The following is a 13150-nucleotide window of genomic DNA, read 5'->3' as shown; positions in this document are numbered from 1 at the left end:
ACCTCACACGAGATTCGACGCAAAAGAACCTGCCTGCCGCCCCGCCAGCTGAGAGCTACTGCCCAACAGTCAGGCGTCTTGCGGGTCAGAGGCCGGTTTTTAAGGATTTTCATGTTCTGGGATTCCCTGCCCCTCTTTTTCGTCGGCGCCCTGCTGATCTGGGTGCTCTATGCCTTCGTCCGCGAGAAATGGAGCCCGGATATCGTCGCGGCCATCGCCGTGGCGGCCCTGCTGGTCAGCCAGTTACTGACGCCGGGCGAAGTGCTCAGCGTGCTGTCGAACTCGGCGCCTGTGACCATCGCCTGCATGTTCGTGCTCTCTGCGGCGCTGGAACGCACCGGCTGTATCGACGCCCTCGGCAACTGGCTGGGCGATCTGGTCGGCACCAGCCCGATCCGCGTCCCTACCGGCCTTACCGTCACCGCGCTGGTGGTGTCCGCCTGCCTGAACAATACCCCCGTCGTCGCCATCCTCACCCCGGTGGCCATCGCCCTGGCGCGCCGTGCCGGCACCCTGCCGTCCAAACTGCTCATTCCGCTGTCCTATGCCACCATTCTCGGCGGCACCCTGACCATGATCGGCACCTCGACCAACATTCTGGTCGATGGCGTGGCACGCAAGGCCGGCATGACACCCTTTGGCATCTTCGAGATCACCGGCGTCGGCCTGGTCATGGCTGCCTTCGGTATGCTCTATCTGCTGACCATCGGCCGTCACCTGCTGCCCGAACGCGAGACTCTGTCACGCCAACTGCGTCCGGACCTGTCGCGTACCTTCATGACCGAACTGCTGGTGCCGCACGACTCGCCGATGATCGGCAAGACCCTGCACGAGGCCAACCTCAACGGGGGTAGCGGCCTGCAGGTGCTCAAGCTGTTCCGTGACGAGCAGGAACTGACCGAACCCGGCGCCGACACCCTGCTGGCCAGCGGCGACCGTCTGGTGCTGCACGGCCAGGTCAAGGACGTGGTGGAACTGCGCGAAAGCGGCCATCTGAGCTTCAACCGTGGCGACGCCTTCGAAACCATCAGCAGCCATGACGTGATCCTCGCCGAGGCCATCGTCGGACGTAACTCGCGCTACAGCCACCGCCCCATGCGCGACCTCGACCTTACCGCGCGCTACGGCATCGCCGTGCTCGCCGTGCACCGCCAGGACGAGAACGTGCAAGGCAACCTCGACGAGTTCGAGCTGCAGTTCGGTGACGTGATGCTGGTCGAAGGTACACCGGCGCAAATCAAGCGTTTCGCCGACAACGGCGAGCTGATCAGCCTAAACGCTGTGCAGGAGCGCGCCTTCCGCCGCGACAAGGCGCCGATCGCCATCAGCGCCACGCTGGCGGTGATGCTGCTGGCGGCTTTCGGCGTAATGCCAATCGAAGGCCTGGCGATCATCGGCGCGGTGACGGTGCTGGCGACCCGCTGCCTGGACGTGGAAGACGCCTACAAGGCGGTGGACTGGAAGATCCTCAGCCTGATCTTCGGCATGCTGGCCATCAGCATCGCCATGGACAAGGTCGGCCTGGTCAAACTGCTGGTGGAGAACGTCATGGGCTGGCTGCCCTGGGCCGGGCCGCTGCTGATGCTGAGCTTCATCTACCTGTTCACCTCGATCCTCACCGAGATGCTGTCGAACAACGCAGTGGCGGTGCTGGTGACGCCTATCGCCATCGGTATGGCTCAGCATCTGGGCGTCGATCCGCGCGCCTTCGTGGTCGCGGTGATGTTCGCTGCCAGCGCCAGCTTTGCCACCCCCATCGGCTACCAGACCAACACCTTCGTCTATAACGCCGGTGGCTATCGCTTCACCGACTTCATGAAGGTCGGCATTCCGCTGAACCTGCTGCTGTGGGGCGTGGCAACGCTGGTCATTCCCTGGTTCTTCCCGCTGACGCCAGTCTGACTTGATATACCGGGGTGGCGACTCCATCTGGAGCTTATGACCCACGGAGTTTCGCCACCATGCCCGATTCGCTGCTGATTCCCTGCCCGCACTGCAACGGGCTCAACCGCATTCCTGCCGAGCGCCTGCGCGATGCTCCACGCTGCGGTCGCTGCAAGGCCGAGGTGCTGCCTGCCGCCCCCATCACCCTCACGCAAGGCAACTTCGCCAGCCAGCTCAAGGGCGATCTGCCGCTGCTGGTGGACGTCTGGGCCAGCTGGTGTGGTCCTTGCCAGGCCTTCGCACCGACCTTCCAGCAGGCCGCCGCACAGCTGCAAGGCCGCTGCCGCCTGGGTAAGCTGGACAGCGAAGGCAACCCAAACCTGGCCGGGCAACTAGGCATTCGCTCCATCCCCAGCCTGATCCTGTTCAAGGGCGGCGTCGAAGTGGCGCGCCAGAGCGGCGCCATGCCACTGCCGCAACTTCAGGCCTGGCTGCGCCAGCAGGGTATCTAGCGCGCAGTAGCCCGGACGCAACCCGGGGATGGCCGACATGCAATTTCCCGGATTGCATCCGGGCTACGCCTGAGCGCTTCGGTCAGTTACCACGGGCGCTGCGGTCAATTGCAGCGCACGGAGCAAGCCTTAGTCTGGCGGGACGCCGCACAAGGAGCTACGTCATGCCGCTGCCCACGGAAATTGCCCGCCAACTTACCGAAGAACAGATCGCCTTCGTCAAACGCAGCGGCCTCAAGGCCGAGGTGCTGGAGCCCGGTTTCGTACGCCTGCGCATGCCCCTGCAAGGCAACCAGAACCATATCGGCAGCATGTATGCAGGCGCGCTCTTCACCCTCGCGGAAATTCCGGGCGGCGCGCTGTTTCTGACCAGCTTCGACGCCTGTCGCTTCTACCCCGTCATCAAGGAAATGAACTTGCGCTTTCGTCGTCCGGCCATGGGCGACATCCTGGTGGAGGCGCGCCTGTCGGCAGAGCAGATCGCTCAGCTCGAAGAGCAGGCGAGCCGAGAGGGCAAGGCCGACTATCTGCTGGAGTTGCAACTGACCGACGGCAACGGCGAAGTGGTCGCGGAAAGTCGCGGCCTTTACCAATTGCGTTTACGCTGAACGGCGTCGCTAGCGGATTCGCAATCAGTAACAGTCCCCGACCTTGCCACAGGTCAAAAGAGCGGCTATCTGAACAGGCACAATAAAATTGCCGACGGGCATCGGCAGGAGAGAGCCGCCACCATGTTCAATCACATCCTCATCGCTCATGACCTGCGCGACACCGCCGACATGGCGCTATGCCGCGCCACTCAACTGGCCCAGCAGCACAACGCCCGCCTGACCATCCTGCATGTTCTGGATCCGAGCCAGAGCAGCGACCAACACGAAAAGGCGCGCCAGGCGCTGGATCGCAGCCTGACCCAATACGCGCCGCCCGGCACCGAACTACGCATGCTCAGCGGCAAGCCTTCGGAGGTGGTACTGCAACAGGTGCAGGACAGTGGCTGCGACCTGCTGGTGGTCGGTGGGCATCAGAAACGCCACGACTTCTTTTCCGGCACCAGCCTCGACCGCATCGCCCGTCGCTGCACCGTGCCACTGCTGCTGGTGGCGCGTAACGACTTCCAGCCTTACAAGCGCGCGCTGGCTGCAATCGACTTTTCCCTGTGTGCCTGCAGCGCCCTGGGGCAGGCCTATCTCCTGCTGCCAGAAGATGCCGAGCTTCATGCCTTGCACGTGTTCGAACCGGACAAGGGCACACCGCAGCAGGTGGAACAACAGCTGCAGACCCAGCAAGGCCTGATCGACCAGTTATTGCATGACGAGGCGCAAAAGCTTCCGGCTGGCGGCCCCAGGCTGAGCCATGAAGTAATGCAGGGCGGCATCCTGCGCAGCCTGCAAGAGCAGATCAAGACGCGCCGTGGCGAACTGCTGGTGTTGGGCAGCCATGGCCGCAGCGCGTTCTCTCAGGCGCTGCTGGGCAGTCTCGCGCAGCATTTCCTGCACAAGGCGCCCTGCGACGTGTTCGTGGTGCGCTAGAAGCAGCGGTTTACGAAAAAGGCGCCTCCAGGCGCCTTCTTCATTCTCAGCTGGCGTTGAGCAGATCGTGCAGTTCGACAAACTGCTGCGTCAGCTTGTGTCGCGTATCCAGATAGATCAACGGTGTGCAGACCTGGTGCGACTCACGCATCTTCACCGAACTCATCAGGTTTACAGGCAACACCGGCAGCCCCTCGGCGATCAGCTCATCCAGCAGCTGCTGTGGCAACGCCGCTCGCGGCTGGAACTGATTGACCACGATGCCCTCCACCTCCAGCGCGTCGTTGTGATCGTCCTTGAGCTCTTCGATCTCGGCCAACAGCCCGTATAGCGCATTGCGCGAAAAGCTGTCGCAGTCGAAGGGAATCAGCACACGGTCCGCCGCGATCAACGCGGATACCGTATAGAAATTCAGTGCTGGCGGTGTATCCAGGTAGATGTGGTCGTAATCCTCGGCCAGCTCGTCGAGCAATTTCCGCAGTTTGTTGATCTTGTGCTTCTGCTCAAGCTTGGGTTGCAGCTCGGCCAGCTCGGCCGTTGCGGTGACCACATGCAGATTGTCGAAGGGCGTCTCATAGATATCAACCTTGCCTTTTTTGGAAAACGGCCCGGACGAGAGCGTCTGCTTGAAGAAGTCGGCGATGCCCATCGGGATTTCCTCACCGGTCAGCCCCGTGAGGTAATGGGTCGAGTTGGCCTGAGCGTCGAGGTCGATCAACAGCGTGCGATAACCCTGCGCCGCACTCACCGCCGCGAGATTGCAGGCGATACTGGACTTGCCTACGCCGCCCTTCTGGTTGAACACCACACGTCGCATCGCACACCTCCCTGAGCTGAATGACCTCGGATTCTATGCAAAGGCTGTGACAAGCGCGAGGCGTCGAAAGAACCCCGCAAATGATCGCCAAAAGCCACCACCCGTGATAGCTTGCGCCCGCGCTATAAAGCGCATCAGGAAAGCACTTATAAATCAAGGATATGCAATGCCATACCTGCGCACACTTTTGATTGGCGGTCTTCTGGTCATTACCACTGGCTGCGCCAACGGACTCAATTCCGTACAGAAAGCTGAACTAGACTCCTACGAAGCCCGTGGCCTGGCCGTTCAGGAAAAGAGCCCTGGCACCGGAGCCGCGCTGGGGCTGCTCCCTGGCGGCGGTTCGTTCTACGGACGCGAATACGGATACGGCGTGGTCAACCTGCTGTTCTGGCCGCTATCCATCCTCTGGGATCCCATCAGCGGCTACGACGCATCACGCGCAATCAACTACAACGTCACCAAGGCCCATGTCGCCAAGTTGCACGAGCGGGACCTGCAAGAGCTGGATGATCAACTAGGCAGTGGCCAGCTTGATCTCGCCCAATACACCCTGGAAAAGCGCAAGGTCGATACCAAGTATCGAGCAGGCTTCTGATAAAAAGCCCGGCATTGCCGGGCTTTTTGTCGTGTCACTGGTGATACGGCAGCGACAACTCGTGCACAGCCTCGAAGAAAGCGCCAGCGTGAGCCGGGTCGACCTCCGGGGTGATGCCATGGCCGAGGTTGAACACATGGCCGCTGCCGGCGCCGTAGGCCGCCAGGATACGCGCCACTTCGGCGCGGATCGCTTCCGGCTTGGCGTAGAGCACTGCCGGGTCCATGTTGCCCTGCAGGGCGACCTTGGCACCGACTCGGGCACGGGCGCTGCCGATGTCGCAGGTCCAGTCCAGCCCCAGCGCCTCGGCGCCACTATCGGCCATGGACTCCAGCCACAGGCCACCGCCCTTGGTGAACAGGATCACCGGCACGCGGCGCCCGTCGTGCTCGCGGATCAGGCCGTCGACGATTTTCTTCATGTAAGCCAGGGAGAACTCCTGATAGGCCGCCGCCGACAGCGCGCCGCCCCAGGAATCGAAGATCTGCACAGCCTGTGCCCCGGCCAGGATCTGCCCGTTGAGATACGCCGTGACCGACTGCGCCAGCTTGTCGAGCAGTGCATGCAGGGCCTGTGGCTTGTCGTAGAGCATGGCCTTGGTCTTGCGGAAATCCTTCGACGAGCCGCCTTCGACCATGTACGTGGCCAGCGTCCAGGGGCTGCCGGAGAAACCAATCAGCGGCACACGACCGTTCAGCTCGCGGCGAATGGTGCGCACGGCATCCATCACGTAGCCCAGATCCTTCTCGGCATCCGTCACCGGCAACGCCTCGATGTCGGCCAGGCTACTGACCACCTTCTTGAAACGCGGGCCTTCGCCGGTCTCGAAGTACAGGCCCTGGCCCATCGCATCAGGGATGGTGAGGATGTCGGAGAACAGAATCGCCGCATCCAGCTGCGGGTAACGATCCAACGGCTGGATGGTGACTTCGCAAGCCAACTCCGGATTCTTCATCAGGCTCACGAAGTCGCCGGCCTTGGCCCGGGTCGCGCGGTACTCCGGCAGATAGCGACCGGCCTGGCGCATCATCCAGATCGGCGTGACATCCACGGGTTGCTTGAGCAGGGCACGAAGGAAACGGTCGTTCTTCAGGGCGGTCATGGCGGCATCCGGCGAAAAAAGTGCGGGCATTTTCGCAGACCCCAAAACAAAAGGCACGGCGGGTGCCGTGCCTTTTGTCCATCGCGACGATTTGTCTCGCCTTTACTTGCCCTGCGTCATCAGACGCCGAGATAGTCGAGGATGCCTTCGGCGGCGTTGCGGCCTTCGAAGATCGCCGTCACCACCAGGTCGGAACCACGCACCATGTCGCCACCGGCGAAGATCTTCGGGTTGCTGGTCTGGTGCTTGAACTGCGACTGCTCGGGCGCCACGACGCGGCCCTGGCTGTCGGTCTGGATCTCGAACTGCTCGAACCAGGGCGCCGGGCTCGGGCGGAAGCCAAAGGCGATCAGCACGGCTTCGGCCGGGATGATCTCCTCGGAGCCCGGGATCGGCTCGGGGCTGCGACGGCCACGGGCATCGGGCTCGCCAAGACGGGTCTCGACCACCTTGATGCCTTCCACCTTGTCTTCGCCGACGATGGCGATGGGCTGGCGGTTGAAGAGGAACTTCACGCCCTCTTCCTTGGCGTTCTTCACTTCCTTGCGCGAGCCGGGCATGTTCTCTTCGTCACGGCGGTAGGCGCAGGTCACGGCCTTGGCGCCCTGACGGATCGAGGTGCGGTTGCAGTCCATCGCCGTGTCGCCACCACCCAGTACCACGACGCGCTTGCCCTTCATGTCGATGAAGTCTTCCGGCGACTTCTCGAAACCCAGGTTGCGGTTGACGTTGGCGATGAGGAAGTCCAGCGCGTCGTAGACGCCCGGCAGGTCCTCGCCCGGGAAGCCGCCCTTCATGTAGGTGTAGGTACCCATGCCCATGAATACGGCATCGTACTCATCCAGCAATTGCTGCATGGTCACGTCCTTGCCGATCTCGGTGTTCAGGCGGAACTCGATGCCCATGCCAGTGAAGACTTCACGGCGGCGGCTGAGCACGGTCTTTTCCAGCTTGAACTCGGGAATGCCGAAGGTCAGCAGGCCGCCGATTTCCGGGTTCTTGTCGAACACCACCGGGGTCACGCCGTTGCGCACCAGCACGTCGGCGCAGCCCAAGCCCGCCGGGCCGGCACCGATCACCGCGACACGCTTGCCGGTCGGCTTGACCTTGGACATGTCCGGACGCCAGCCCATGGCGAAGGCGGTGTCGGTGATGTACTTCTCCACCGAACCGATGGTCACCGCGCCGAAGCCGTCATTGAGGGTGCAGGCACCCTCGCAGAGGCGATCCTGCGGGCACACGCGGCCGCAAACTTCCGGCAGGGTATTGGTCTGGTGCGAGAGTTCGGCGGCGGCCAGGATGTTGCCTTCCGACACCAGCTTGAGCCAGTTCGGAATGAAGTTGTGCACCGGGCACTTCCACTCGCAATACGGGTTGCCGCAGCCCAGGCAGCGATGTGCCTGGTCAGCGGCCTGCGCCGGCTTGAAGTTGTCGTAGATCTCGACGAATTCCTTCTTGCGCTGACGCAGCAGTTTCTTCTTCGGGTCTTTGCGCCCGACTTCGATGAACTGGAAGTCGTTATTCAGACGTTCAGTCATTGCATTACCTCATCAAACCACTTCAGGCGCATTCTTATTGCGGGTTGGCACGGGTGCTGGACAACAGCGACTTCAGGCTCGCCGCTTTCGGTTTCACCAGCCAGAACTTGCGCAGGTAATCGTCCAGGTTCTCCAGCAGGTTCTGACCCCACTCGCTGCCGGTCTCTTCGACGTACTCGGCCAGTACGCTTTCCAGGTGGCTGCGGTAGGCCTCCATCGCTTCGTTGTTGATGCGCTGGATTTCCACCAGTTCGTGGTTGACGCGGTCGTAGAAGCCGTTGTCCATATCGAGCACATAGGCGAAGCCGCCGGTCATGCCCGAGCCGAAGTTGTAGCCGGTCTTGCCCAGTACACAGACGAAACCGCCGGTCATGTACTCGCAGCAGTGGTCGCCCGTGCCTTCCACCACGGCGTGGGCGCCAGAGTTGCGCACGGCGAAACGCTCACCCGCGGTACCGGTGGCGAACAGCTTGCCGCCGGTGGCGCCGTACAGGCAGGTGTTGCCGATGATGGCGCTGTCCTCGGTGGCGAACGGGCTGCCGGCAGGCGGGGTGATGACGATCTTGCCGCCGGTCATGCCCTTGCCCACGTAGTCGTTGGCATCACCTTCCAGGCGCAGGTTCAGACCACCGGCGTTCCATACGCCGAAGCTCTGACCGGCAGTGCCCTTGAAGCGGAAGGTGATTGGCGCATCAACCATGCCCTGATTGCCATGCACGCGGGCGATCTCGCCGGAAATGCGCGCGCCGATGGAGCGGTCGCAGTTGCCGATGTTCAGCTCGTACTCACCACCGGTCTTGCCGGCGATGGCGTCCTTGGCCATGTCCACCATCTTCTCGGCCAGCAGGCCTTCGTCGAACGGCGGGTTCTTCGGCACCTGGCAGAATTGCGGCTTGTCGGCCGGGATGTGCGCGCTGGCCAGCAGTGGCGACAGATCCAGATTGCCCTGCTTGGCAGTTTCGCCCGGCAGCACTTCGAGCAGATCGGTGCGGCCGATCAGCTCTTCCAGGCTACGCACGCCCAGCTTGGCCAGCCACTCGCGGGTTTCCTCGGCGACGTAGGTGAAGAAGTTCATCACCATCTCGACCGTGCCGATGAAGTGATCCTTGCGCAGCTTGTCGTTCTGCGTGGCCACGCCGGTAGCGCAGTTGTTCAGGTGGCAGATGCGCAGGTACTTGCAGCCCAGAGCCACCATCGGCGCGGTACCGAAGCCGAAGCTCTCGGCGCCGAGGATGGCCGCCTTGATCACATCCAGGCCGGTCTTCAGACCACCGTCGGTCTGTACCCGCACCTTGCCGCGCAGGTCGTTGCCGCGCAGGGTCTGGTGGGTTTCGGCCAGGCCCAGCTCCCAGGGCGCACCGGCATAGCGGATGGAGGTCAGCGGTGATGCACCGGTGCCGCCGTCGTAGCCGGAAATGGTGATCAGGTCGGCATAGGCCTTGGCCACACCGGCAGCGATGGTGCCGACACCGGCTTCCGCCACCAGCTTGACCGATACCAGCGCCTTCGGGTTGACCTGCTTGAGGTCATAGATCAGCTGCGCCAGGTCTTCGATCGAATAGATGTCGTGGTGCGGCGGCGGCGAGATCAGGGTCACGCCCGGCACTGCGTAGCGCAGCTTGGCGATCAGGCCGTTGACCTTGCCACCCGGCAGCTGGCCGCCCTCACCGGGCTTGGCGCCCTGGGCGACCTTGATCTGCAGCACTTCGGCGTTGACCAGGTACTCCGGGGTCACACCAAAGCGGCCAGTGGCCACCTGCTTGATCTTCGAGCTCTTCACAGTGCCGTAGCGCGCCGGGTCTTCGCCGCCCTCACCGGAGTTGGAGCGACCACCCAGACGGTTCATCGCCTCGGCCAGTGCCTCGTGCGCCTCCGGCGACAGCGCGCCGAGGGAGATGCCGGCGGCATCGAAGCGCTTGAAGATCGACTGCAGCGGCTCGACTTCGTCCAGGGAAATCGGCGTGGTGGATTCCTTGACCTTGAGCAGGTCGCGGATCATCGACACCGGACGGGTGTCGACCAGCGTCGAGTATTCCTTGTACTTCTCGTAGTTGCCCTGCTGCACGGCCTCCTGCAGCGTGCGCACCACGTCCGGGTTGTAGGCGTGGTATTCACCGCCGTAGACGAACTTGAGCAGACCGCCCTGCTGGATCGGCTTGCGATTGTTCCAGGCCTCGAAGGACAGCAGCTTCTGCTCGCTTTCGATATCGACGAAACGTGCGCCCTGGATGCGACTGGCCACGCCACGGAAGCACAACTCGGTGACTTCGTCGGCCAGGCCGACGGCTTCGAACAGTTGCGCACCGCGGTAGGACGCGACCGTGGAGATACCCATCTTCGACAGGATCTTCAGCAGACCCTTGGAGATGCCCTTGCGGTAGTACTTGAACACTTCGTACAGGTCGCCCAGCACTTCGCCGGTGCGGATCAGATCGCCCAGCACTTCGTAGGCCAGGAACGGGTACACCGCCGAGGCGCCGAAGCCCAGCAGCACGGCATAGTGGTGCGGGTCACGCGCGGTGGCGGTTTCCACCAGGATGTTGCAGTCGCAGCGCAGACCTTTCTCGGTCAGGCGGTGATGCACGGCGCCGGTGACCAGCGCGGCATGCGCCGGCAGCTTGCCCGGGGCGATGTGGCGGTCTGTCAGCACCAGCAGCACCTTGCCGGCACGCACGGCTTCCTCTGCCTGGTCGGCCATGTTGCGCACGGCCGCTTCCAGACCCAGCGACTCGTCGTAGTTCATGTCGATGACATGACGGTCGAAGCCCGGACGATCCAGGTTCATCAGTGCGCGCCACTTGGCCGGCGAGATCACCGGGCTGCTGAGGATCACGCGGGTGGCGTGCTCAGGCGACTCGCTGAAGATGTTGCGCTCGGCGCCCAGGCAGATTTCCAGGGACATGACGATCGCTTCACGCAGCGGGTCGATCGGCGGGTTGGTGACCTGCGCGAACTGCTGGCGGAAGTAGTCGTAGGGCGAACGCACACGCTGGCTGAGCACCGCCATCGGCGTGTCGTCGCCCATGGAGCCGACCGCTTCCTGGCCCTGCTCACCGAGCGGACGCAGGACCTGATCGCGCTCCTCGAAGGTGACCTGGAACATCTTCATGTACTGCTTGAGCTGGTCCGGGTCGTAGAAGGCCGAACCGTGGTCGCGGTCTTCCAGCGTCGCCTTGATGCGCTGAGCATGCTTGCGCAGCCACAGTTTGTAGGGATGGCGCGATTTCAGGCGGCTGTCGATGGACTCGGTATCCAGCACCTGGCCGGTCTCGGTGTCGACGGCGAGGATCTGCCCCGGGCCGACACGGCCCTTGGCGATGACGTCCTCGGGCTGGTAGTCCCACACGCCGATTTCCGAGGCCAGGGTGATGTAGCCATTCTTCGTGGTGACCCAGCGCGCCGGGCGCAGGCCGTTACGGTCGAGCAGGCACACGGCGTGACGACCATCGGTCAGCACCACGCCGGCCGGACCATCCCAGGGCTCCATGTGCATGGAGTTGTATTCGTAGAACGCACGCAGATCGGCGTCCATGGTCTCGACGTTTTGCCAGGCCGGCGGAATGATCATGCGCAGGCCGCGGAACAGGTCGATGCCGCCGGTGACCATCAGCTCGAGCATGTTGTCCATGCTCGAGGAGTCGGAACCGACGCGGTTGACCAGCGGGCCCAGCTCATCGAGATCGGGGATCAGCTCGTTGGCGAACTTGGTGCGACGGGCCTGCGCCCAGTTGCGGTTGCCGGTGATGGTGTTGATCTCGCCGTTGTGCGCGAGGAAGCGGAAGGGCTGCGCCAGCGGCCACTTCGGCAGGGTGTTGGTGGAGAAGCGCTGGTGGAAGACCGCGATGGCGGTCTGCAGGCGCTCGTCACCCAGATCCGGGTAGAACTGCTGCAGGTCCGCCGGCATCATCAGGCCTTTGTAGATGATGGTCTTGTGCGAGAAGCTGCAGATGTAATGATCGCTGTCGTCGGCATTGGCTACCGACGAACGACGACGGGCGCTGAACAGCTTGATGGCGAATTCCTGGTCGGAAAGGCCATCACCACCGATGAACACCTGCTCGATCTGCGGCAGGCGCTCCAGCGCCAGCTGGCCGAGCACGCTGGTATCGATCGGCACCTTGCGCCAGCCCACCAGTTGCAGGCCGGCCGCCAGGATTTCGCGGTTCATGTTCTCGCGCGCGGCTTCGGCCTTGGCCGAATCCTGATTGAAGAACACCATGCCCACGGCATATTGCCCAGGCAGTTCGACGCCGAATTGCTCCTGGGCGATGGCGCGCAGGAATTGATCGGGCTTCTGGATCAGCAGGCCGCAGCCATCACCGGTCTTGCCGTCGGCGTTGATACCGCCGCGGTGGGTCATGCAGGTGAGGGCCTCAATAGCGGTCTTGAGCAGGTGATGGCTAACCTCACCTTGCATGTGGGCGATCAAGCCGAAGCCGCAGTTATCCTTGAACTCATCAGGACGGTACAAACCTGCTTTCATAGGGGAAACTCTCACCAGGCTGCCTAGACCTCAGGCAAATTACTTTCTAATTCAATTACTTAAACCCGAATAGCAGGCACGGGCGTGCTTTGCATGGGCAAAAGGGAGGTCATTGTACATATCCACCCATGGCGTCACAAATGTTCGTGACGAAGAGGTGAAAATTTATGTCGCAAAACCGAAGGATAAGACCGCAAGGTCGTGCTAACGACCAGGCGGTCATCTTGGGACAGAGCGCTTAGCGGCTCATTTCCTGCTGAATGCTACCCAGCGTACGGGGCCAGGGCTTACCGGCCTGCAACTTGGCAGGAAGAGTCTTCACAGCCGCCTGCGCGGCGTCACGACTGGAGAAGCTACCATAGGTCAGCACGTACAGCGGCTGGCCCTGATGGATTTTCTTGAAGTAGCGATACTCGCTGCCGCCCTCACGCACCAGCGCCTGGATGTTGGCCTCTGAACGAGACCCAACCACCTGCAGGGCATATCGTGACGCCGGCTGCTGCGCATACCAGCTACCTGAGGCCGCAGCCGGCGCCGCTGTCGGAGCTGGCGCGGGCTTGGGCGTAGGCACCGAGGCAGGAGCTGCGGGCTTCGGCGCCGCCGGCTCAGGCTGCTTTGCAGGTGCAGGTGCAGGTGCAGGTGCAGGTGCAGGTGCAGGTGCAGCAGCGATTGGAGCCGATGGCAGCG

10 protein-coding genes are annotated in these 13150 nt (G+C 62.8%); 5 read left to right on the top strand and 5 right to left on the bottom strand.

Annotated elements, in window-relative coordinates; genetic code table 11:
- Positions 1-111 precede the first annotated feature (111 nt).
- The 4 genes from GYB81_RS16780 (at position 112) to GYB81_RS16765 (ending at position 3925) form a co-directional block, all read left to right on the top strand.
- The gene (locus GYB81_RS16780; RefSeq protein WP_161897895.1) at positions 112-1902 is read left to right on the top strand and encodes an SLC13 family permease; all 1791 of its coding nucleotides are present in this window, start codon (positions 112-114) and stop codon (positions 1900-1902) included.
- Between the two features lie 59 nt (positions 1903-1961).
- Entirely contained in the window at positions 1962-2396 is a 435-nt protein-coding gene (trxC, locus tag GYB81_RS16775; RefSeq protein WP_161864637.1) for a thioredoxin TrxC, read from the top strand.
- Between the two features lie 164 nt (positions 2397-2560).
- The gene (locus tag GYB81_RS16770; protein WP_161864636.1) at positions 2561-3004 is read left to right on the top strand and encodes a PaaI family thioesterase; all 444 of its coding nucleotides are present in this window, start codon (positions 2561-2563) and stop codon (positions 3002-3004) included.
- Positions 3005-3127: 123 nt separating this feature from the next.
- A complete protein-coding gene (locus tag GYB81_RS16765; protein WP_161864635.1) occupies positions 3128-3925 on the top strand; it encodes a universal stress protein in 798 nt (265 codons plus the stop codon).
- 46 nt (positions 3926-3971) lie between these two features.
- Here GYB81_RS16765 and GYB81_RS16760 read toward each other — a convergent pair whose 3' ends face one another.
- A complete protein-coding gene (locus tag GYB81_RS16760; protein WP_161864634.1) occupies positions 3972-4742 on the bottom strand; it encodes a ParA family protein in 771 nt (256 codons plus the stop codon).
- A gap of 166 nt (positions 4743-4908) precedes the next feature.
- Here GYB81_RS16760 and GYB81_RS16755 point away from each other — a divergent pair, with 166 nt between their 5' ends.
- Positions 4909-5340: a hypothetical protein gene (locus tag GYB81_RS16755; RefSeq protein WP_161864633.1), complete on the top strand. Its 432-nt coding sequence runs from the start codon at positions 4909-4911 to the stop codon at positions 5338-5340.
- Positions 5341-5374: 34 nt separating this feature from the next.
- On the opposite strand, the gene hemE is transcribed toward GYB81_RS16755, so the two are convergent.
- From hemE to GYB81_RS16735, 4 genes are all read right to left on the bottom strand, one after another.
- Entirely contained in the window at positions 5375-6442 is a 1068-nt protein-coding gene (gene hemE, locus GYB81_RS16750; protein ID WP_161864632.1) for a uroporphyrinogen decarboxylase, read from the bottom strand.
- Between the two features lie 119 nt (positions 6443-6561).
- Positions 6562-7980, bottom strand: coding sequence for an FAD-dependent oxidoreductase (locus GYB81_RS16745; protein WP_017678548.1), 1419 nt, complete (start codon positions 7978-7980; stop codon positions 6562-6564).
- A gap of 34 nt (positions 7981-8014) precedes the next feature.
- Complete coding sequence (gltB, locus tag GYB81_RS16740) at positions 8015-12463, bottom strand: glutamate synthase large subunit (RefSeq protein ID WP_161864631.1); 4449 nt, start codon at positions 12461-12463, stop codon at positions 8015-8017.
- Positions 12464-12701: 238 nt separating this feature from the next.
- Positions 12702-13150 (bottom strand): SPOR domain-containing protein (locus tag GYB81_RS16735; RefSeq protein WP_178106599.1); only part of this gene is annotated, 449 nt, incomplete at its 5' end.

The sequence above is a fragment of the Pseudomonas yangonensis genome, from assembly GCF_009932725.1.
GTDB lineage: Bacteria > Pseudomonadota > Gammaproteobacteria > Pseudomonadales > Pseudomonadaceae > Aquipseudomonas > Aquipseudomonas yangonensis.
The sequence above is the reverse complement of the archived record's forward strand: the minus strand, read 5'-3'. Positions and strand labels throughout refer to the sequence as shown.